We start from the raw sequence: 20,839 nt of genomic DNA, 5'->3' as shown, positions 1-20,839 counted from the left end.
AAGACGAGGCCCTTGCATGATTGCAGGGGCCTTTTTTCGTGGTTCGCTTAATGCACGCACCAAAAGCTCAGGAGCTATTTAGGCTCCTGAGCTTTATTATTACATAATTCGGGTATGCTAGTACGGAGACGAGTATCTAATTAACGGAAATTAGAACCAGAGTGTCCCGCGAGCGATTGCTCAGCAATTTGTACCAAGCGGCGAGTAATCGCACCACCAATGGAACCAGTGTCTCGGGTTGCCATGTTTCCATAGTAACCGTCTTGAGGAATTTGAATGCCCAGCTCTTGAGCTACCTCATATTTCAATTGATCTAGAGCTTGATTGGCTTGCGGAACTACCAGTGTGTTGCTACGAGATTGTGCCATCAGGATCGTACTCCTTTCAGTCAGCTATAATCTTTGATGTATTTGCAAGCTTGCAAAGATAGTATGTGGAGGAAATGAATTTATATGCACAGCGCTCAAAAAAGTTTAATATAAGAAGATGTCATGAACTTCAAGAAAGTAGGTCGCCTAAATGAGTAAACCACTTGCTCTCCTATTCGCAGTTGTTGGTACGCTGCTGCTCGCTTGCATCTCCCTATTCATTGCTCTCCGCGAGCCTTGGATGGTACTCCTCTTCTCCCTCATTTCGTTAGGGTTTATCGGATATGGCTTCGTGACGAAAGCCAAAATGCGTCGGAAAAATACACCTTCCGAATGAACAAAAAGCTCAAATCCGCAATCAATGGGATTTGAGCTTTTTTGTATGTGAAGAAATAGGCTTAACGAACAATAAAGCCCATCCGTTTCTTTACTTCAAGCAGTGTTTGATTCGCCACTTCGGCAGCTTCGTCCGCACCTTTTTTCAGTATGTCAAAAATGGCTCCTGAACTGCGAATCTCACGATAGCGTTGTTGGATTGGCTCCAGAACAGAAACAATGTGTTCGGCCAGTTCCTTTTTGAATGGACCATAACCTTGCCCCTCATACCTGGCCTCGATTTCCGCTAAACTCATCTCCGCAAAGTGCGAGTAAATTGACATTAAATTACTGACCTCGGGTTTATTCTGAGGATCATACGTCACTTCACGCCCAGAATCCGTAACAGCACGACTAAGCTTCTTACGAATGACATCTGGCTCGTCAAGCATCGCGATGTAACTGCCGGCATTTGGACTACTTTTGCTCATTTTCTTGGAAGCATCATCTAGTGACATAATGCGTGCGCCTACCTCAGGCATATAGGGTTGTGGCATGACAAACATATCGCCGAAACGGTTATTAAATCGGTTAGCCAAATCACGCGTCAGTTCCAAATGTTGTTTTTGATCGTCTCCAACTGGAATTAGATCTGCGTTATATAACAAAATGTCAGCCGCCATCAGAGATGGATACGTGAATAATCCTGCGCCAACAGATTCTTTACCTTCGGACTTATCCTTAAACTGTGTCATGCGCTCAAGTTCGCCCATATGCGTCAGCGTCGTCATAATCCATCCTAGCTCTGCGTGTGCGTGAACATGGGACTGCAAGAAGACAGAAGCCTTATTCGGGTCTAGACCCGAAGCAATGTATAAGGAAGCGATAGACTCCGTTTGTTCCCGAAGCGCGGCTGGATCCTGCGGCACTGTGATCGCATGCATATCGACCACCATGAAATAACAGCGATGAAGTTCTTGCAGCTTCACAAAGTTGCGAAGTGCCCCAATATAATTGCCAATCGTCAGCTGACCGCTGGATTGCATGCCTGATAGTACACGTTTCATTCCAAATACCTCCAATGATTTTCACTATTTCCCATTCGTATCGGTAAAAAAGACAACAAAAAAGCCTCCCTCCGCAAGGGACGAGAGACCGTGGTACCACCCTAATTTGTCTACTTACATAACCGAAGTTATGTGCACGTAAACCTTCAGGCTCTGATAACGGAGAGCTACCGTTTAGCATAATTAACTGTGGTTTTAATCCGGCCTAGGTTCCGGTGATTCTACACAGTGTTCAGCTTCAAGCTCAAGGATCCATTCGGTCTGCTTGTTTCACCGGTTCGCACCAACCACCGGCTCTCTGAGAAACGGGAGACAAACGTACTTGTTCCTATCATCGCAATTGATTTCCTATTATTATACACGCTTAAGTATCAATGTCAATCAAGGACATTGTCCTAGATAGCCCAGCATGTACATAGGATAGTTACATACCAATTCCTTCGGCAAAGGGGTGTCAAAGCATTGTCCTCAACTCTATACCGCTGGAGCCTTCCTGCCTCCACGGTGATTTGCGTGTTTCTCTTGTTCCTGATCGTAACAACGAGACAACTCCCCCCAATGGGAATGGTCATGGAACCTATCAGCCATGTCTTTATGGCTTTTATGGACATCTTCTTAGATGCCCTTCCGTTCATGATTCTCGGCGTACTGTTATCTACGATCGTAGAAAATTTCATTCCAGAGGGAGTTATCCAACGATTGACCCCCAAACACCCCCTCGGTGGTGTGTTATTCGCCTGTGTGCTAGGTATTATGTTTCCCTTGTGCGAGTGCGGCATGATCCCTTTCGTACGCAGGCTGATGCGCAAAGGCATGCCAGTCTATATCGCAGTCATTTTCATTCTAGTGGGACCTATTCTTAACCCTATCGTCTTTGCTTCCACTTGGATGGCTTTCCGCGGTAACCCAGCCATGGCCTATTCACGTATGGGACTCACCTTTGGCGTAGCCCTTGTGGTCGGCTTCCTGCTCACGCGTTTCCTCAAGAGCAACCCATTGCGGCATCCGATTGAGCCTGCAGCAGCAAGCCTAACACATCGCCATAACCACGCGCATGGTAGCCAACACGTCGACCAGCATGATCATGGACATGACCATCATGGCCACACCCACACTCATGGAGACAGCAGGATCATGACGATGGTCAGCCACGGCTCTTCCGAGCTATTCGAGATGAGCAAGTATTTAATGCTTGGCGCCTTACTGACAGCTCTAATACAGACATTCGTGGCACAGGACAGCCTGAGCGCCATTGGACAGGGCGCTTTCATCTCCCATCTGTTCATGATGGGCTTTGCCTACTTGCTCTCCTTATGCTCGACCACAGACGCCTTCGTCGCAGTCTCTTTCGCCAAGTCATTCTCACCTGGTTCCCTGCTTGCCTTTCTTGTATTCGGGCCCATGATAGACGTGAAAAGTACATTAATGATGCTATCGATTTTCAAAGCACGATTTGTATTAACACTTTCGATTGTCGTGGCGGTAACGGTTTTGAGCGGGTCGCTTTTGTTTATGCATTTTTTTCTTGCTTGAATATATCAATAATCAAGCAGTACGCAAAATTCCCTTCCACTATGGAATTTGCACGATGGACTTCGATTTTTACCTCAAGGATCTTCGTGACAGCTGAATCTATGACCACTATCCCCTTTGCTCAGGTTATCGTCAGATAGTGCTGAACTGAGCTTAGGGGATAGTGAACATAACATATCTTTACACTCAATAGTTGCTGAAAAAGCCCTACCCGAACTAGTCGGATAGGGCTTTTATCTTGTACGAAATTAGATTTTCAAAATAGCACCAGCGCTTGCGTTTGTTACCATTTTCGTATAACGAGCTAGGTAACCAGAAGTAATCTTCTGTTGGAAACCTGCCCATGACTCACGACGTTTAGCAAACTCTTCATCGCTGATTTGCAATTCGATTTTGCGTCCATCCATGTCAACGTCGATGATGTCGCCATCATGTACGAAAGCAAGTGGTCCACCTTCAGCAGCTTCAGGTGACATATGACCAAGCGAGATACCGCGGGATGCGCCGGAGAAACGTCCGTCTGTAATCAAGGCTACTTTCGCGCCAAGACCCATACCTACGATTTGGGATGTTGGTGCCAACATTTCTGGCATACCAGGTCCACCCTTCGGTCCTTCGTAACGAATGACAACAACGTGTCCTTCTTTTACTTTACCGTTTGCGATACCGTACAAAGCTTCATCTTGGGAATCGAAACAGATCGCTGGGCCTACGTGACGTCCGCCAACAGACTTATCAACAGCACCAACTTTTACGATACTGCCTTCAGGCGCCAAGTTACCGAACAGAACAGCTAGTCCGCCGCGCTCACTGTGCGGGTTCGTCAAAGGACGAATAACGTCAAAGTTCTGAATTTCACGACCAGCCACGTTCTCGCGAAGCGTTTGTGCCGTTACGGATAGACACTCGCCGTTGAAAGCACCTGGCTTTTTCAAAAGCTCATTAATAACCGCACTCACACCGCCTGCCAAATGCACATCTTCGATGTGGTAATCGGAAGCTGGAGCGATTTTCGCAAGATGAGGAACACGCTCAGCCACTTCGTTAATACGAGCGATCGGATAATCAATTCCTGCTTCTGCCGCGATAGCCAATGTGTGAAGAACTGTGTTTGTAGAACCACCCATTGCCATATCCAAAGCAAATGCATTATCAATCGCGTCAATCGTTACGATATCGCGCGGCTTGATGTCTTTCTCAATAAGAACCATCAATTGCTTCGCGCAGTCTTTAACGAATTGCTTACGCTCTTCAGCAACTGCAAGAATTGTACCGTTACCTGGCATTGCAAGTCCAAGACCTTCAGCCAAACAGTTCATGGAGTTCGCTGTGAACATTCCGGAGCATGATCCACAAGTTGGACAACCATATTGTTCAAGCTCTTCCAGACCTGCTTCATCCAATTTACCAGCTTGGAATGCACCAACGCCTTCGAATACGGAAGAAAGGGAGATGGATTTACCGTTTTTATCTTTACCAGCTTTCATCGGTCCACCACTTACTAACATCGTTGGGATGTTAACGCGAAGAGCCCCCATGATCATACCTGGTGTAATTTTGTCACAGTTAGGAATACAAACCATGCCATCAAACCAGTGAGCATTAACAACAGTTTCCAAGGAATCCGCAATAATCTCACGGCTTGGCAAGGAATAACGCATACCGATATGACCCATAGCAATACCATCGTCAACGCCGATTGTATTGAACTCAAAAGGAACGCCGCCTGCTTCACGAATGGCTTCTTTTACGATTTTACCAAACTCTTGCAAGTGAACATGTCCAGGAATAATGTCTATATAGGAGTTACAAACCGCGATGAACGGCTTGCCGAAATCTTCTTCTTTAACGCCGGCTGCACGCAGCAAGCTGCGATGTGGAGCGCGGTCGAAACCTTTTTTGATCATGTCGCTGCGCTGTTTTTGTTGTGCCATTCTATAATTCCTCCTAAATTTCATTTCAGAAATAAAAATAATGAATCTATCATACCACACTTCTCACAATATTTCTTCCTTTAGTGTGATGACGCATCAACGTACGAGAAACACCGCGCACAACATCCTTTAAGCTTTTCGACGATTCAAATGAACGAATGTAATGGCTAGCGCCAAAACAAGCACACCGCCCTTAACAATATCGAACCCGAAATATGGAACATTGAGCATCGTGAGTCCATTCAAAAGCACCCCGATTAGTACAGCTCCAAAGAATGTACCAATCACATTAGGTTTCCCTGCTCCTAGCACAGAATACCCCACGAATACTGCGGCTACTGCTTCCATCAAAAGCGGTGAACCGGCATCAATTTGCCCAGAACCTACACGAGATGCGTACAGAATACCGCCAATTGCTGCAAAAATACCAGAAAGAACATAAGCTGCAAAGCGGATTTTGTTAACGGATATACCGGATAAACGAGCCGCTTCGCGGTTCCCTCCTGTAATATACAGCTGGCGACCCCAACGTGTGTAAGTAAGGAACACATGCACTGCAATAACCGCAACAAGCATAATAACAACCGGAACAGGGACACCTAATAGCTTGCCTTGTCCAATCCATAGAAATTCGGAAGTGAATTTCCCTGGTGCCACCGTGCCATCTTGAAATCTCATATTATTATAAATCGAGAAACCTTTGGTATACGTTTTTTGGATGCCACCAATGATATACATCATGGCTAGCGTGGCTAGTAGATCGGGAATACGCACTTTCACGATCAACACAGCGTTTAAGAATCCGATGATCGCACCGATAAGCAATGGCACTAGAATAACAAGATAGAACGGTTGGTCGTACCAAACCATCATAGCTGCCGCTGATACGGTAGCTAATGACACGGTTGACCCTGCGGATAAATCGAAACCATCGACAATCTGAGATAATGTCACACCGATCGCAACAAACATCACAATCGAGATCGAACGTAAAATATCCGCGATATTGTCATAAGTCATAAAGTTTTCATTGATAATAGAAAATACAATAAGAACAAGTGCAATAATAAACAAAGCACCGTATTTAAATGAAAAATCCAAACTTTTTTCCTTCAAACTATTCAGCCTCCCCCGCGCTCGCATACGTTAAAATGAGATCCTGCGTCGCTTCCGCGCGGGACAGCTCCTTCACCACAGACCCATAGCTCATCACGATGATGCGATCGGCAATTCCTATAATTTCATTCAGTTCACATGATAAATAAATAATTCCTTTACCTTCCGAAGCCAGCTGACCGATTAAGCGATAGATATCGCTTTTGGCGCCGACATCAACCCCTTTGGTCGGCTCATCAAACAAGTACACGTCAGCGTTTGTCGGCAGCCATTTGCCTACCGCCACCTTCTGCTGATTCCCGCCGCTCAGGTGCTTCACCGTGCGATTGGGATCGCCTGGCTGTACGCCTAGCTGACTGACCATTTTCGCGGCGTACTCATTTTCCTCACTGCGCTTCACGAAGCCAAACGTGCTCAGCTTGCGCAAAATCGGCAGAGACAGATTGCGCTTCACTGTCTCTTCCACAAGGACGCCCTGTTTGCGGCGCTCCTCAGGCACGAGCGCAATGCCGGCGCGCACGGCATCCTCCGGCTGGCGCAGCGTGAGCTTGCGCCCGTTAAGCCACACCTCGCCGGCGTCCGCGGCGTCGGCGCCAAAGATTAGCCGGCTTAACTCCGTTTTGCCGGCGCCGACTAGACCTACGACGCCGAGGATTTCCCCTCGGCGGAGATCAAAGGAGACGCCGCGCACCTTGGTGCCGAGGCGCAAGCCCTTCACCTCGAGGAGGGTACTGCCAATGGGCACACCCACTTTGGGGAACTCCTCGGTGAAGGTTTTACCCAACATCGACTCAATGACGGAGGCGATGTCCATGCTTGTGGCCGGCTGCGTGAGCACATGACGGCCGTCACGCATGATCGTGATCCGGTCAGCAACACGGAACACTTCTTGCAAGCGGTGGGAGATGAAAATAATTCCCACGCCCTCTTGCTTCAAGCTGTCCATAATGCGGAACAGCCTCTCAGACTCTTCTAAGCTCAGCGGTGCCGTCGGCTCATCGAAAATAATCATCTTCGCTTTATGCGCCATAGCTCTTGCAATCAACACGAGCTGCTTCTGCGAAATGCTTAACTCATCAATTTTGCTCCGCACGGAGAATGTCGCACCAATTTTCGCCAGAATGGCTTCAGCTTCCTTATGCAGCTTACGCCAACTTACCCAAGCTTCTCCTTGGACGAGTTTATCGATCATGACATTTTCCGTAACCGTTAATTCCGATATTAACGCTGTATCCACCTCTTGATAGACACAATAAACACCGTGATCCATTGCATCCTTTGGAGTACGTATGACCAATGGTTGATTATGAATAGAAAGATGCCCCGTATCGTGCGTATAAGCACCGGATAATATTTTCATCAAGGTACTCTTACCTGCACCATTAGCCCCGAGCAGGGCATGAATTTCTCCCGCTTGCAGATTGAAATCCACTTCCTGCAGTGCCTTCACACCTGGGAAGGATTTTGTAATCCCCTTCATTTGCAATAATGAAGATAAATCTGCCTGATCTTTCAGCATGTAATTTCACCTCGCTTCTTAATCTGAAAGTCCCACCGCAAAATAGCGATGGGACTGCATAGAAAACCTTATTTTTTTTCTGCTGCTTTCATCCAGTCCGTATAGCCTTGTTGGCTTCCGCCCCAACCTTTTACGTACTCGCTAAGTTGTGTAGTGTTGATTTGTTTGTCTTTAGGCAATTGGTCTCTGGATACATATACAGGCTCCAAAACCACTTTATCAGGCGTTTGATCGCCATGCAGCTTTTGATACAAATAACGAACTTGTACGCGACCGATGTCTTTTGGATCTACGGCTGAAGAAGCTACCCAAGGGCTTTTCGGATCTTGCAAAAGCTGTAGATCTTCGTCACTCAAGTCGATACCATAAACTTTAATTTCAGTACGTCCTGCTTGTTGAATGGCTCGGGAAGCGCCTTTTGCGAACTCATCCCATGCCGCCCAAACGGCTGTAATATCACCTTTGTTCGGGTACTTTTTCAAGATTGCTTCCATTTGTGTTTGTGTATCTAATGCCGGATCTTTCGCTGTTCCGAAAGCGGCTACTTCTTTAATATCCGGATATTTCTTTTGGAAAGCTTGGTAAGCCAGTTGTCTGCGCTCCATTGGTGCGAAGCCAGCTACCCATACTTTAACGATATTCCCTTTGCCTCCAGCATCTTTAGCAAGTTGCTCCAGCGTGGCATCCGCCATTTTTTGATCGCCTTGCTCTAGTGATGTTACATTAGGAACAGTTAGGATGGAGTCAAAGCTAACAACAGGAATTTTCTTCTCTACCGCTTTCTTCACACCAGCTTCAAGTGCTTCTGCTGTACCATGATCGATAAGAATTCCATCGAATTTTTGGTTAATGGCAGCATCTAAATTAGAAGCCATTTTCGCCAAATCTGTATCAGCTACGAAAACCGTAACCTTACCGCCAAGTTTTTCAACTTGCTCTTTCACACCTTCAACATATTGTGAAGAAAACGTTCCTGTATTGAATTGCATAACAAGCGCGATTTTCTTACCTGTTAAATTTGATGCACTTGCACTTGCTGCAGGTGTTGCTGTTTCAGTTGCACTATCTTTTTGTCCGCAAGCTGAAAGCACACTTCCTACTAATGCTAAACTAATGAAAACATTAAGTAATTTGGTTCTTTTCATGAATTTCCCTCCCGATCATACTCTCTCTATTTCCCACTGAATCTATCGGATTATTATGCCGAGTGTTCTACTGGGAATTTAGATTATAGTAGCATTAGAGGGAACTTCCGTCAATATAATTCTGTACTCTTTCGACAATTTTCTACAAATAGATGTATAGTTACTTACTTTCTCCCGAAATCCGCCTTGATTTCGCCCCATTTTTTCGTGTCCCATTTGGCGATTTTATTAGTATACGTATTCGTATGCAGCCATTTTAACGCGCGATCCACCAAGGTCCATATTTCCGCAGTAGACGCATCTCTAACTAAATTAGTAGATACTTCCTTCTTCCGAATCCAACTTAGTGCTGTAACTGAATCGGTATAAATCGTTTGATTGCTTCCCTTTTTTTGCAGGTAAGCCAGTCCATGTACAATGGCTAGAAACTCCCCTAGGTTATTCGTTCCCTTCGATATCGGTCCTTGGTAGAAAATAATTTCACCTGTCCGCGTATCTACGCCCTTGTACTCTACGATGCCTGGATTTCCGGAACAGCCTACGTCCACTGAAATACTGTCATAATCTACTTCGGGTGCAGACTCGGGAGTCGCAGACTTTTTGGCAGCACCTTGCGTTCCTCCAGTGCCTTTTGCCGCAAAATTCAGTGACTTCTGCCACCCCTTCTCCAGTGCTTGACGTGCTTCACCTTCGGATTCGTAAGACTTGAACTTCGCCTGCGGATAACCATTCGTTTGCGCTTGGCATTCAGCCCATGAGCGATACACACCTGGCTTGTGCCCAACCCAAACCACATAAAATTTTGATGCAGCCATATTATTCACTCCGTAATGTTAGTTGTAATTGTCCTACAAGATCTTCAACGACCTTCACCGTATCCTGAAAATACGGACGATAATCCAAATCTGCAACAAATTGCAAATAGGTTTCCCCAATATCTGCAAGTTGTTCGCGATATTCGCGAGTCGGGATGACATGCGTCTCCAGTTCGCGGTAAGAACCGTTAGTTCGCTCTTCTACAGAAGAGAGTTCAAGCTGCTCCCCAGGCAAATGCCGAACAACGAATGAGAAACCTCTACACTCCGGGTCACCGCATCCGCATACGAAGAACGGCATCCGCTCCCACTGATCGGCTGGAGCGAAACGGTTCGGTGCTGTATCATGCAGTGCACTGTATAACAAAGCAGGCAGTCCAACATCAATGCATAGAGGTTCTTCAATAATGAGACTATCTTCGACAGACATATGAACATCCGCTTGAATGATTTGTAAATCTTTATCTAAGGACCAGCCCTTAATCGCTAGTTCAAACATGCTTTCTCCCCGCTTTCCCGACGTCCTTTTTCCCATTATAACAAAGTCGAAACATTCCTGCTTTTACGCTTTTATAAAAAGGATTAAATTTCCAAAAAAAGTATGAGTAATATTTACAAAACTGTTCATACTACCTATTACTGGAGGTGATATCAGATGGCTACAGGACAATCTCGCAGCAGTAACTCCTTAGTAGTTCCTCAAGCTTCATCAGCCCTAGACCAATTGAAGTATGAAGTTGCTCAAGAATTGGGCATCCAAATTCCTCAAGATGGCTACTACGGTTATATGACGTCTTACGACACAGGTTCTATCGGAGGCAGCATCACTCGTCGTCTCGTTCAAATTGCTGAGCAACAACTTGCTGGTTCAAGCAACAAATTCAGCAGATAATTTCGCTCCAAAATACTTAAGCAACAAAAGGGCCTTCATCCGGGTAGATACTCGGAGAAAGCCCTTTTTTTCAACCTATTTAATGTCGTAGATTTTGTACAAATCATCCAACATGATGTTTGCTGACCGAACGCCGCCGCCCGTATTCCAAGTAGCATCATTAACTTTAACTAATTTATTTTCTTTCACCACTTTTAGATTTTTCCAAAGCGGATCATTCATCCACTCTTGCTCTTGTTTATTCCCTTTGCCATCGCCGATTTCATACGTAAAGTAGAATACGCGATCCGCAGCATCCAGTTCGGTTAAACGTTCTTTCGTAATATCTTCGAACGACTTCTCATCACTCTTAGCATCGGAACGAGCGAAACCAAGTTGTTTGAAGATAACTCCTGAGAACATATCGCCGTAATAGTATCTTGATTTACCGCCCATAAACCGAACAACAGCTACTTTTTCTTTCAGCTTATCGCCTGCTTTGGATTTGAAATCTTCAATACGTTTATCGAAGCTACCGATCACTTTGTCTCCTTCAGCTTTCTTATTCAATGTGTCTGCGTACAGACTGAAGTTATTTTTCCATTCACCGCGCAGTGTTTCTGAGAAAACAGTTGGCGCAATAGCTTTCAATTGCTCGTATACTTTCTCTTGGCGAAGCTTGTTACCGATAATTAAATCAGGCTTCAGCGATGCGATGACTTCCAAATTCGGTTGTCCTTCGACACCAACTGTTGTAACACCTTGCATGTCCGCTTTGAAATGATCAAACCAAGGATTGCCATAGAAGGATTCAACAGCTCCAACCGGCTTAATTCCTAGCGCAAGTAAAGCTTCTGTTCCTTCATTGGTTAAAATGACAACACGTTTAGGATTAGCAGGTACGGCTGTTTCTCCCATAGCGTGTTTAATTGTGCGAGGAGCATCCGCTTTTGCTGTTTCTTGCGGCGCTGCGGAGCCTGCCGTAGTCGGCTCTGATTTCGCTCCACAAGCTGTTACGATCATACTAAAAACAAATAGACATGCAACAAGAGCCCACGCTCTTCCAAACGTGCGGCGTTTTTGACTAAACATAATAATTGTGTTCCCCCTAGTTGTACTTTATTGTGATAACGATTCTCACTACTTTGCACATAATACTAGAATTGGACCTAATCTGTCAAGATTTTTGATAATGATTCTCATATTCATTGACTTCAAATACCGTTGACTTTAAAATAAACGGAGCGAGAAAGTAGGAAGGAAGCAGACAACCATCATGCATACATCAAGAACGGAACGACTCTCTCATTTTTACAAAAGTATCGGATTACTAGCTGCCGCTTGTGTACTTATCGCATTAATCCTTAGCAGTGTCCGATTCGGCCTCAAAACATATTCTTGGGATCAAATCTTCACGTCTTTTGATTCTTCTGCGAAACCAACAAATGAATCCATCATTATACAAACTGTGCGAATACCAAGGGCTTTGATTGCTGCACTCGTTGGGGGCAGTTTAGCCGTTGCTGGCGCACTTATGCAAGCGATGACTCGAAATCCACTAGCTTCACCGAGTATTTTCGGGATTAATTCTGGGGCTGCTTTCGCTATCGTAGTAGCTGTTAGCTTTTTTGATATATCCAGCCTAACGCAATTTACATGGATTGCTTTTTTTGGTGCTGCTGTGAGTGCTACATTGGTCTATGTGCTTGGCTCACTAGGTCGCGATGGCTTAACACCCATGAAGATCACACTCGCAGGCGCTGCGATGACGGCTTTTTTCGCTTCACTCACTCAGGGGATATTGCTAAGTAATGGCAAAGCCTTCGAACAAGTACTCTACTGGCTTGTTGGTTCTGTCGAAGGACGTACGATGGCTATGCTGCAATCCGTTTATCCGTATATGTTGCTTGCTTGGATCGGGGCGATCGTATTATCACCCCACATCAATGTCTTATCCATGGGTGATGATATTGCCAAAGGATTAGGACAACAAACAGTCTACATCAAACTAATTACAGCACTCATTATTATTATTCTTGCCGGTGGATCTGTCGCTGTTGCAGGTCCCATAGTGTTCGTCGGCCTCATGATCCCTCATATTGTCCGCTTTCTTGTCGGGATTGACTACCGATGGGTCATTCCCTACTGTGCTGTGCTAGGCGGTATTCTGTTAGTAAGCGCAGATATAGGGGCTCGCTTCATTATTATGCCGAAAGAAGTCCATGTCGGTGTGATGACCGCTATTCTTGGTGTTCCTTTCTTTATTTACATAGCACGTAAAGGGGGACTCCTTAAATGAGTACTTCTAAGCGAGATATTATGGTTCGAAGCAAAAGTTACTCTTTTTTAATTAGCAAAAAAGCCATTATCGTCACGTTGTCTCTATTCCTTGCCGTCATCCTTATGATGATTATAAGCACTGGTGTCGGCAGTATTACGATTAAACCATTGAATGTCATAAAGGCCGTATTCGGCTATGGCACGGATTCAAGTACGATGATCGTTCGTACATTGCGTTTGCCTCGTGTTATTGTAGCTGTACTGATCGGCGCATCTCTAGGCGTAGCTGGCGCTATTCTGCAAGGGATTGTGAGAAACCCGCTCACATCACCAGACACGATTGGAACAACAGGCGGTGCAACGCTAGGCGCTGTATCTTTCTTCTTCTTCTTCTCAGATAAACTTAGTATCCATTGGTTGCCAGTCGCAGCTATTCTAGGGGCGTTCTTTGCAACCCTGCTAGTCTACCTCTTCTCATGGAAAAATGGCATTACACCGCTGCGACTTGTCCTCATCGGAACGGGACTCACTGCTGCAATGAGCGCAGTATCTTATCTCATGATGCTTACTGGTCCTATCGTACTGGCCCAACAATCACTTACTTTTATGACTGGCAGCATATATGGCGTATCTTGGGCCAAAGCAGTATATCCCTTGCTCCCTTGGGTGGCTGTGCTGATACCGGTTATCTTCTTCTATGCGCGGCACATTACTATCCAGTCGCTAGGAGAAGATATTGCCCAGAGTGTTGGCAGCCATGTACAGCGTCAACGGTTTCTGTTAATTATGCTTAGCGTTGCTTTGGCTGGAGCTGCTGTCGCCTTTGGCGGTGCGATAAGCTTTATTGGTCTTATGGCTCCGCATATTTCACGTAAACTTGTCGGTCCTAGCTTCGGAACCTTGATTCCAGTCTCTGCACTCACTGGCTCTCTGCTGCTGCTGCTCGCGGATTTATGTGGTCGTTTCTTGTTCAAACCACTCGATATCCCCGCAGGTGTATTCACGGCAGCCATTGGCGCACCTATCTTCATCTATGTCCTATATCGCAGTAGGAATCGGGGATAACCCGTATGTCTACGAAAAGGAGAAACAGTTTATGACCACCTCAGACCACGCACTCGAAGCCCAATCGCTTCAATTGACATACGGCGATACAACGATTTTCCAAAGTTTAAACGTGCAGATCCCTAAAGGCAAAATCACTGTATTTATCGGCAGTAACGGCTGTGGAAAATCCACACTGCTCCGCTCACTTGCTCGGCTTATGAAACCAACCTCAGGTAGCATTCTATTGGACGGACATGAGATCGCGAAGCTCTCGACCAAAGAGATCGCACGACGAATGGCGATCTTGCCCCAAGGGCCAACAGCTCCGGAAGGCCTCACTGTCAGACAACTCGTCAAACAAGGGCGCTATCCTTACCAAAGTTGGCTGCAACAATGGAGTCAAGAGGATGAGAACAAGGTCATGAAGGCACTCGAGCTTACCGATATGCGAGAGGTTGCTGATCGCACTGTGGATTCACTCTCCGGAGGACAACGCCAGCGTGCCTGGATCGCGATGACCTTAGCCCAAGACACGCCTACATTACTACTTGATGAACCGACCACATATCTTGATCTTACCCATCAGATTGAAGTGTTGGACTTATTATTCGAACTGAACGAGCGAGAACAGCGCACAATTGTTATGGTTCTGCATGACATTAATCTAGCTTGTCGGTACGCTCACCATATTGTCAGCATCAAGAAAGGCTCCATTTATGCGGAAGGCAAGCCTGAGGACATCGTCAATGCACCTTTGTTGCGTGAAGTGTTTGGGATGGATTGTCAGGTTACAACTGATCCTATCTTCGGAACACCGATGTGCATTCCGTATGGCAAAGGTCGCGTTTTGTTAACGAAAGAACCCCAATCACAATTGTGATCGGGGTTCTTCTTCCACGCAGTAATAGTAAGTATATAAGTGCTAAATCGTTCGTGCGTATGTAGCCATATTATAATTGCTTTCAAACATGATGCTAATTGAAATAACATTCTTTCTTACAGTAAAGTCAAACATAATTTCCCCATGCGTCCAGCTCTTCTTACGCTTAAGTGACTCGATTGCCATTTGACGAAACGTTTGGAATTGTATTTCCGTTAACCCCGCGCTAACAGCTGCAGGCAATACACCCTCTGAGCTTTCAAACGGCAAATGTTTAATACCAAATTTGCCAATCTCATTGTTGCGAATATGAACAAACACCGTACCTGAGTTCACATGAGAAAGCTCATCTTTAATCTTACGAAATACCATATCGATTTGTCTCGCGAGTGTAAACTGTTCCAATTTTATAATACTCCTCCTTAAATTACGTATATTTACTAATTATGTTAATTTTGTGACTGTAGACCTATTATACCCAGACAATTTACATAATTCAACAGTTTATTTCCAATATTTGAATAATTCACTATATTCTTTATATTCACTTAATGTAATTTCCAAATTTCTTGTAAATACCGAACGATTTGTGTCGAAAAACTGTAGAATGTTTCCAAGTTCGGTGATATAATTTTCAAATGCACCTATTATTTTTCTCCATAAGTAAACAAATTTTGCAGAGGAGTCGATCGGATTGGAACAAATCTCATCCTTATCGTTTAGAAAGAAACTACAACTTGGTTGTTTTGCACTAATTGGTTTGAATTCGATCTTCATGTTAATTGTAACTTTCGCCTCAGACTGGAACCGCTTACTTGGCATTATTTTCCTAATTATTATCCTAGCTGGAAGCTTCCCCTTTATCCGTTGGTTTGAAGGTCAACTTACGGAGCCAATCGATGGTATCTCCCGGATTGCTCTTAACATTTCTAAAGGGGACTTCTCTCAGAAGGTTGCTATCACGTCTGACGACTCACTAGGTCAACTGGGCCAATCCTTCAACAAAATGATTGACAAGCTCCGCGATATTTTACGTGATACAGGCTCTATTTCGAAGCAAGTTTTCCAGACAAGCCGTGATATCTATGTGAAGAATGAAAGCTTTCGTACTGTTCTTGAGCAAGTGAGTATTTCGGCCCATGAGCTGGCTGCTGGTGCGGGACAAATCTCTGAGGAGATTTCTGGCGTATCCATCACATCGAAAGATATTGAAGTGAAAATCGTTAATTATGCTGGATCTGCCCAAGAAATGAAACACCGTTCGGATCTCATGATGACCCTCGTAGAAAAAGGACGCACATCGGTTGAAAGCCAAGGCGTCGGTATGAAACGAAATGTAGAAGTAACGAGACAAGTATCCGATACGATTGATATGCTTGCTCGCCAAGCAGCCGGCATTACGAGCGTTACACGCTCCATTTCAGAAATTGCTGAGCAAACGAACCTATTGTCCCTCAACGCATCCATTGAGGCTGCTAGAGCCGGTGAACATGGCCGAGGATTCGCTGTCGTAGCACAAGAGGTACGTAAGCTTGCTGAAGAATCCACTTCCCTTACACGTGAAGTATTCGGCTTCGTTAAGAGCATTGAGCAAGGCATTCAAGATGCGATACGCAGCATCCAAGTCAATGAAGATGTTGTTAAGAAACAAACCGTCTTAATCGATCAAACCGAAATCGTATTTGCTGAGATTGTTGGCAGCGTCGGCTTCATTTCAGAGGAAATTACACGGTTTGCTGAAGAAAGTGAAAGCATGCTTCAAAGCTCAGGACAAATCGCAGCAGCGATGGAAAATATTTCAGCCATCACAGAAGAGTCCGCGGCTGGTACGCAAGAAGTGTCTGCTTCCATGAATGAGCAAATTTCAACTGTACAGGGCATCGTAACGCAAGCGGAAGAAATGACGCGGGTTGTGACCCAGTTGCAGCAAACCATTCAAATCTTTAAGCTTTAAACGAAAAACAGCCCCTCTGAGGTCATCCCTCAGGGGGGCTGTTCATTTATTCGATACGAGACGGAAAGCAGTGTGTGGACGCTTATGATGCATGTGCGGGATAAGTCAATGTTGAAGGATGATTTCTCCCTGAAAATGCAAATAGGCAACCTTTTTTCCTCATTCTTCCTCAAAACTAGAAAATACGTGCAAATAGGCATCCTTATTAGCGATTTTCAACAATCTCCACTCAATTCCCTCTAAATTGATGCCTTTTTGCATCAATGACCAATAAATCAAGTGAAAACCCATTTAAAAGTGCACTTTTGCAATTTTGCCAGCGCTAACTGGTTTGAGATCTTTGGTTTGATCTTTGGTTTGATCTTTGGTTTGATCTTTGGTTGGAACCTTAGTGGGACAGTAATGTTCATTCATTATCTACTGCTCCCCCGCGTCATCACCTACCGCCACTAACCAAACCTACACACGTACCTTCGATTCGGTTAGCTCCATGAATTGCTTCACGTCTTGCGCTGCCATATCGACAGCACTTTGCCAGAAATCCGGCTCCGTGAGATCCACGCCTAAATGCTTCTGCGCTAGTTCCTCTACGTTCATACTTCCTGTATCTCTAAGCAAGGAGATGTACTTGTCTTCGAAGGTTGCACCTTCTTGCACAGCTCTAGCATATATGCCAGCACTGAACATGTACCCGAACGTATACGGGAAATTGTAGAATGGAACGTCTGTCGCGTAGAAGTGCAGCTTAGCTGCCCAGAAATGCGGATGGTAGCTGCTCAAAGCATCCTTGTAAGCAAGCTTTTGCGCATCAACCATGAGCTCATTAAGGCGCTCCACACTCACTAAGCCTTGACTGCGTTCCCCATAGAAGTTCGTCTCAAAAATAAACCGCGCATGAATGTTCATGAAGAAAGCGATAGCTCGTTGAATTTTATCCTCCAACAATACAATCCGCTCATCATCTGTCGATGCACTCTTCACGACAGCATCTGCAACGATCATTTCAGCAAAAGTAGAAGCTGTTTCAGCTACATTCATCGCATATTCCTGCGCGAGCGCCGGCATATCCGTCATGACATGCTGGTGGTACCCATGACCTAGCTCATGAGCGAGCGTAGAAACGTTATTCAGCGTCCCGCCGTACGTCATGAAGATACGTGTCTCTCCCTCTAGTGGGAATGAAGTACAGAAGCCTCCAGGACGTTTACCAGGGCGATCCTCCGCTTCAATCCAGCGTTTCTCGAAAGCTTCCTCAGAGAAAGCAGCAAGCTTCGGACTAAACCGCTTGAACTGGTCAATAATTAGGCTCGCACCTTCGTCATAGGAAATCTTCTTGGAGGAATCGCCCAGCGGCGCATCCACATCTACCCAAGCAAGCTTATCGACACCAAGCAGCTTCGCTTTTCGATGTAAGTACTCCACGAAAAGTCCCTTATTGCGGTCAATAACGTCCCACATCACGTTCAAGGTCTTTTCTTCCATACGATTGATTGCTAGTGGTTCTTTATGTATGCTTTTCCAGCCTCTTGCCTTATAAACTTGAAGTCGGAAGCCAGCCAAGTGATTTAATGCTTCTGCACAGTATTCTTCTTTATCCGTCCATGCTTGTTCCCATTTATCAAATAGGTCTAAACGTTCTTCACGATTCTCGGTATGCAGCTTATTGAAAGCTTGACCTGCGGACAATTCAACCTTCTTACCGTCAACTACAACAGCCATGCTGAATTGACCAACGGTCGAATTATACAAATCGCTCCACCCATGATAGCCGTCTACGGCCAAATCATTTATTAAAGCTTCTTGCTCAGGCGGGAGCTTCTCTTTTGCCAATGCGCGACGTTCATCGAGCGAAAAAGCGATAGCTTGAAAGGGCTCTTGTTGCAACACGGCTGCCCAAACCTGATCAGGGACCCCTGTTAGAATCTGATCAAAATGAGTAAGTGAAGATAAATGCTCGGCATATAAGCTTTTGACTTGTCCGCTTAACACAGGTGCTTTCTTATCCTTCTGATTGTCCGCTTGCAAACAACCTACGAAAGAATCTGCCTCATGAATATGCATCACGTTGTGCTGAAGCAATTCAATCAATTGTGCCAGTGACGAGGTATCCTCTACGCTTTGCGGAGAAGCTGTACGACGTACTTGCTCTTGAAAAGATGCAATAGACTCCTGAAGCTTCTTCAGGTGTGCTGCGAATGCAGGAGAATCACTTCCTCCAGGGAAAAATGTTTCAAGATTCCATGTTTGATTAAGAGGTAATGTTAACAACGCGATCACCTTTCCTTTCCACTTTTAATTAAATCATATCCACCAGTCATTCGCCAACTATCCGCATCTTCCTCATTGCTTCTCTTCAAAAAGTATGATTCAATTATGTATAGTTCCTTCTGACTAAATCGGAACAGGATGGGTGATTTCTAAAATATGAAACCGTTACAAATTTCTCCTGAAACAGCTGTTAAATTAGCAGAGCAGCTTAAAGTACCTTTAGAACATCTCATGCATATGCCACAACATATTCTTCTTCAAAAATTAGCTGAGCTCGCGAAAAGCACATCGTCAGACACGAGCGAATCGGAATCGAAGTAGCCCTTGATACCTTTTGCTAACACATGGCCTTACGACATCATCATGAAGGACATTTATGTGGCCCAATGTCCATTCTGTCTAAGCTCCAATGTCTTGCTGCCGCTCAAAATTCATGAGCTCGAGTCCATACACGAGGGTAAAAAGAAACTGCTTGTCTTCCCTTGTTGTCATAACAAGTTGACGCTTGTGGATACAGATCGAGATTACTTACTAGCGGACACCGCGGTACGAAATAAACATAATTCATAGTTCATTGCAAGGAGCAAACGAACCTTTATGAATGAGTACCTCATTCCTTTGACAAGCGCATGTACCTTAGTAACCTTAAATTATTTGGCCTTAAAAGTTCATAGCAAGATGTTGATTGATTCACACGAACATCTTTTTGCATCCTTGCTTACAGGGTTAGCCAGCATCATCATGATGCTGGTTCCACTTCCTGAGACATTCGGCTTAATCGATCTTCGCTCATTACCCATATTCATGGCAGGTCTACGATATGGATTACCTGTTGCCCTCTTCTCGACCATACTACCTGCTGGTTCTAGTCTTATCTCACAAGAAAATCAAGCCTGGTTCATCATCGCACAAGACCTCATTGCTCCAGCCTTCATTAGCTCCTTTTTCCATAACAAAGAATACCGAAATGGCTTCTTGGACATACCTATTCGACTCGCTCTACAAATATGTGGTTTCGTTTTCATTATGCGTATACTTACCCATAGTTTCCTAGAACGCAGTTTATCTTGGTCCTATACGCTTGATCAATTGTTCATGTTTGCTATTACTTCCGCTACCCTCTTCATGATCATCATCATGGTGAACGACGAGAACAACAATTGGCGACTGCAACGCAAGCTTGAAATGCAAGCGAATCAAGACGGTTTAACCAAGATGCCCAACTTAAGAAGTTTTATGCCCATCGCTCAGAGTACCTTACACAAGCGTAAAGTATCTATCATGATGATTGATCTCGATAATTTCAAGCTTTACAACGATCGATTCGGGCATTTAGAAGGCGATCAATTACTCCAAGAAGTAAGCTCGGTTCTTCGTCATTTGATTCATGAGCAAGATTACCTGGCGAGATATGGGGGAGAAGAATTTATTCTGCTCTGTACGGAAACAGATCCTGCACGAGTTCTTAGCTACGGACAAACCTTATGTACCTCCATTGCGGAATTATTTCTCTACAAAAAGAACGGCTTGGAAGCGGCTCCCATCTCTATTTCTATCGGGATTTCAACGGCTGACTCTCCACATATGGATCTTAAAACATTAATCTCGGAAGCCGATCACGCCCTCTATCAATCCAAGCACACTGGCAAAAACCGTCCCACACTATTCAAACATCCACAAGGAATTGCACAAAAAATGAACGCTTAACCATCCGGTTATATACCGTG

At 44.9% G+C, this 20,839-nt stretch carries 22 protein-coding genes and 1 other annotated feature; of the genes, 10 read left to right on the top strand and 12 right to left on the bottom strand.

Features of this window, described 5'->3' with window-relative positions; genetic code table 11:
* Positions 1-140 precede the first annotated feature (140 nt).
* The gene (locus HQN88_RS25820; protein ID WP_171629187.1) at positions 141-368 is read right to left on the bottom strand and encodes an alpha/beta-type small acid-soluble spore protein; all 228 of its coding nucleotides are present in this window, start codon (positions 366-368) and stop codon (positions 141-143) included.
* 151 nt (positions 369-519) lie between these two features.
* Between HQN88_RS25820 and HQN88_RS25815 the strand changes: the two genes are divergently transcribed.
* Positions 520-705 (top strand): DUF5325 family protein, encoded by a 186-nt coding sequence (locus HQN88_RS25815; RefSeq protein WP_173117913.1) that lies wholly within the window; start codon positions 520-522, stop codon positions 703-705.
* A 61-nt stretch (positions 706-766) separates the two neighbouring features.
* Here the strand turns inward: HQN88_RS25815 and trpS are convergent, their stop codons facing one another.
* On the bottom strand, positions 767-1,750 hold the full coding sequence (gene trpS, locus HQN88_RS25810) for a tryptophan--tRNA ligase (protein WP_173117911.1): 984 nt from the start codon (positions 1,748-1,750) through the stop codon (positions 767-769).
* A gap of 73 nt (positions 1,751-1,823) precedes the next feature.
* Positions 1,824-2,094: a binding site (T-box leader), on the bottom strand.
* Between the two features lie 118 nt (positions 2,095-2,212).
* Here trpS and HQN88_RS25805 point away from each other — a divergent pair.
* Positions 2,213-3,283: a permease gene (locus tag HQN88_RS25805; RefSeq protein ID WP_246320458.1), complete on the top strand. Its 1,071-nt coding sequence runs from the start codon at positions 2,213-2,215 to the stop codon at positions 3,281-3,283.
* Between the two features lie 248 nt (positions 3,284-3,531).
* Here the strand turns inward: HQN88_RS25805 and ilvD are convergent, their stop codons facing one another.
* The 6 genes from ilvD to HQN88_RS25775 all read right to left on the bottom strand — a co-directional run bounded on the left by ilvD (position 3,532) and on the right by HQN88_RS25775 (position 10,311).
* On the bottom strand, positions 3,532-5,217 hold the full coding sequence (gene ilvD / locus HQN88_RS25800) for a dihydroxy-acid dehydratase (RefSeq protein ID WP_173117909.1): 1,686 nt from the start codon (positions 5,215-5,217) through the stop codon (positions 3,532-3,534).
* A gap of 129 nt (positions 5,218-5,346) precedes the next feature.
* Entirely contained in the window at positions 5,347-6,333 is a 987-nt protein-coding gene (locus HQN88_RS25795; protein ID WP_173117907.1) for an ABC transporter permease, read from the bottom strand.
* A 1-nt stretch (position 6,334) separates the two neighbouring features.
* Positions 6,335-7,852 carry a sugar ABC transporter ATP-binding protein gene (locus tag HQN88_RS25790; RefSeq protein ID WP_246320457.1) on the bottom strand — a complete coding sequence of 506 codons (1,518 nt, stop codon included), beginning with the start codon at positions 7,850-7,852 and terminating at the stop codon, positions 6,335-6,337.
* A 68-nt stretch (positions 7,853-7,920) separates the two neighbouring features.
* Positions 7,921-8,997 carry a sugar ABC transporter substrate-binding protein gene (locus tag HQN88_RS25785; RefSeq protein WP_173117905.1) on the bottom strand — a complete coding sequence of 359 codons (1,077 nt, stop codon included), beginning with the start codon at positions 8,995-8,997 and terminating at the stop codon, positions 7,921-7,923.
* Between the two features lie 164 nt (positions 8,998-9,161).
* Positions 9,162-9,812, bottom strand: coding sequence for a ribonuclease H (rnhA, locus tag HQN88_RS25780; protein ID WP_173117903.1), 651 nt, complete (start codon positions 9,810-9,812; stop codon positions 9,162-9,164).
* Position 9,813: 1 nt separating this feature from the next.
* A complete protein-coding gene (locus HQN88_RS25775; protein WP_173117901.1) occupies positions 9,814-10,311 on the bottom strand; it encodes a hypothetical protein in 498 nt (165 codons plus the stop codon).
* Positions 10,312-10,467: 156 nt separating this feature from the next.
* On the opposite strand from HQN88_RS25775, the gene HQN88_RS25770 reads away from it, so the two are divergent.
* A complete protein-coding gene (locus HQN88_RS25770; RefSeq protein ID WP_068668168.1) occupies positions 10,468-10,704 on the top strand; it encodes an alpha/beta-type small acid-soluble spore protein in 237 nt (78 codons plus the stop codon).
* Between the two features lie 75 nt (positions 10,705-10,779).
* Here the strand turns inward: HQN88_RS25770 and HQN88_RS25765 are convergent, their stop codons facing one another.
* On the bottom strand, positions 10,780-11,775 hold the full coding sequence (locus HQN88_RS25765) for an ABC transporter substrate-binding protein (RefSeq protein ID WP_173117899.1): 996 nt from the start codon (positions 11,773-11,775) through the stop codon (positions 10,780-10,782).
* A 184-nt stretch (positions 11,776-11,959) separates the two neighbouring features.
* On the opposite strand from HQN88_RS25765, the gene HQN88_RS25760 reads away from it, so the two are divergent.
* The 3 genes from HQN88_RS25760 to HQN88_RS25750 are packed head-to-tail and all read left to right on the top strand — an operon-like array spanning position 11,960 to position 14,890.
* Positions 11,960-12,982 (top strand): FecCD family ABC transporter permease, encoded by a 1,023-nt coding sequence (locus HQN88_RS25760; protein WP_173117897.1) that lies wholly within the window; start codon positions 11,960-11,962, stop codon positions 12,980-12,982.
* On the top strand, positions 12,979-14,028 hold the full coding sequence (locus tag HQN88_RS25755; RefSeq protein WP_173117895.1) for a FecCD family ABC transporter permease: 1,050 nt from the start codon (positions 12,979-12,981) through the stop codon (positions 14,026-14,028). The genes HQN88_RS25760 and HQN88_RS25755 overlap by 4 nt, the downstream gene beginning before the upstream one ends.
* Before the next feature lie 31 nt (positions 14,029-14,059).
* Entirely contained in the window at positions 14,060-14,890 is an 831-nt protein-coding gene (locus HQN88_RS25750; protein WP_173117893.1) for an ABC transporter ATP-binding protein, read from the top strand.
* Positions 14,891-14,932: 42 nt separating this feature from the next.
* Here the strand turns inward: HQN88_RS25750 and HQN88_RS25745 are convergent, their stop codons facing one another.
* On the bottom strand, positions 14,933-15,295 hold the full coding sequence (locus HQN88_RS25745; RefSeq protein ID WP_246320456.1) for an O-methyltransferase: 363 nt from the start codon (positions 15,293-15,295) through the stop codon (positions 14,933-14,935).
* Positions 15,296-15,584: 289 nt separating this feature from the next.
* Here HQN88_RS25745 and HQN88_RS25740 point away from each other — a divergent pair, with 289 nt between their 5' ends.
* Positions 15,585-16,844 carry a methyl-accepting chemotaxis protein gene (locus tag HQN88_RS25740; RefSeq protein ID WP_173117891.1) on the top strand — a complete coding sequence of 420 codons (1,260 nt, stop codon included), beginning with the start codon at positions 15,585-15,587 and terminating at the stop codon, positions 16,842-16,844.
* Positions 16,845-17,135: 291 nt separating this feature from the next.
* Here HQN88_RS25740 and HQN88_RS38175 read toward each other — a convergent pair whose 3' ends face one another.
* Positions 17,136-17,258: a hypothetical protein gene (locus tag HQN88_RS38175; protein WP_274319188.1), complete on the bottom strand. Its 123-nt coding sequence runs from the start codon at positions 17,256-17,258 to the stop codon at positions 17,136-17,138.
* Positions 17,259-17,303: 45 nt separating this feature from the next.
* Entirely contained in the window at positions 17,304-19,112 is a 1,809-nt protein-coding gene (locus HQN88_RS25735; RefSeq protein WP_173117889.1) for a M3 family oligoendopeptidase, read from the bottom strand.
* Between the two features lie 156 nt (positions 19,113-19,268).
* On the opposite strand from HQN88_RS25735, the gene HQN88_RS25730 reads away from it, so the two are divergent.
* From HQN88_RS25730 to HQN88_RS25725, 3 genes are read left to right on the top strand one after another with little or no spacing between them, the layout of a single operon-like run.
* Positions 19,269-19,433, top strand: coding sequence for a YycC family protein (locus HQN88_RS25730; RefSeq protein ID WP_068668182.1), 165 nt, complete (start codon positions 19,269-19,271; stop codon positions 19,431-19,433).
* 3 nt (positions 19,434-19,436) lie between these two features.
* Positions 19,437-19,682: a hypothetical protein gene (locus tag HQN88_RS37860; protein ID WP_082595376.1), complete on the top strand. Its 246-nt coding sequence runs from the start codon at positions 19,437-19,439 to the stop codon at positions 19,680-19,682.
* 27 nt (positions 19,683-19,709) lie between these two features.
* Positions 19,710-20,819 (top strand): GGDEF domain-containing protein, encoded by a 1,110-nt coding sequence (locus HQN88_RS25725; RefSeq protein WP_173117887.1) that lies wholly within the window; start codon positions 19,710-19,712, stop codon positions 20,817-20,819.
* The last annotated feature ends 20 nt before the right edge of the window (positions 20,820-20,839 follow it).

It is taken from the genome of Paenibacillus qinlingensis, from assembly GCF_013204845.1.
GTDB lineage: Bacteria > Bacillota > Bacilli > Paenibacillales > NBRC-103111 > Paenibacillus_E > Paenibacillus_E qinlingensis.
The sequence above is the reverse complement of the archived record's forward strand: the minus strand, read 5'-3'. Positions and strand labels throughout refer to the sequence as shown.

Excerpts from the sequence above, each read along its gene's own strand:
- HQN88_RS25785 (WP_173117905.1), bottom strand. The coding sequence starts at position 8,997 with ATGAAAAGAACCAAATTACTTAATGTTTTCATTAGTTTAGCATTAGTA.
- rnhA (WP_173117903.1), bottom strand. The coding sequence starts at position 9,812 with ATGGCTGCATCAAAATTTTATGTGGTTTGGGTTGGGCACAAGCCAGGT.
- HQN88_RS25755 (WP_173117895.1), top strand. The coding sequence starts at position 12,979 with ATGAGTACTTCTAAGCGAGATATTATGGTTCGAAGCAAAAGTTACTCT.
- HQN88_RS25760 (WP_173117897.1), top strand. The coding sequence starts at position 11,960 with ATGCATACATCAAGAACGGAACGACTCTCTCATTTTTACAAAAGTATC.
- HQN88_RS25815 (WP_173117913.1), top strand. The coding sequence starts at position 520 with ATGAGTAAACCACTTGCTCTCCTATTCGCAGTTGTTGGTACGCTGCTG.
- HQN88_RS25790 (WP_246320457.1), bottom strand. The coding sequence starts at position 7,852 with ATGCTGAAAGATCAGGCAGATTTATCTTCATTATTGCAAATGAAGGGG.
- HQN88_RS25765 (WP_173117899.1), bottom strand. The coding sequence starts at position 11,775 with ATGTTTAGTCAAAAACGCCGCACGTTTGGAAGAGCGTGGGCTCTTGTT.
- HQN88_RS25730 (WP_068668182.1), top strand. The coding sequence starts at position 19,269 with ATGAAACCGTTACAAATTTCTCCTGAAACAGCTGTTAAATTAGCAGAG.
- HQN88_RS25770 (WP_068668168.1), top strand. The coding sequence starts at position 10,468 with ATGGCTACAGGACAATCTCGCAGCAGTAACTCCTTAGTAGTTCCTCAA.
- ilvD (WP_173117909.1), bottom strand. The coding sequence starts at position 5,217 with ATGGCACAACAAAAACAGCGCAGCGACATGATCAAAAAAGGTTTCGAC.
- HQN88_RS25750 (WP_173117893.1), top strand. The coding sequence starts at position 14,060 with ATGACCACCTCAGACCACGCACTCGAAGCCCAATCGCTTCAATTGACA.
- HQN88_RS38175 (WP_274319188.1), bottom strand. The coding sequence starts at position 17,258 with ATGAATGAACATTACTGTCCCACTAAGGTTCCAACCAAAGATCAAACC.
- HQN88_RS25820 (WP_171629187.1), bottom strand. The coding sequence starts at position 368 with ATGGCACAATCTCGTAGCAACACACTGGTAGTTCCGCAAGCCAATCAA.
- HQN88_RS25725 (WP_173117887.1), top strand. The coding sequence starts at position 19,710 with ATGAATGAGTACCTCATTCCTTTGACAAGCGCATGTACCTTAGTAACC.
- HQN88_RS25775 (WP_173117901.1), bottom strand. The coding sequence starts at position 10,311 with ATGTTTGAACTAGCGATTAAGGGCTGGTCCTTAGATAAAGATTTACAA.
- trpS (WP_173117911.1), bottom strand. The coding sequence starts at position 1,750 with ATGAAACGTGTACTATCAGGCATGCAATCCAGCGGTCAGCTGACGATT.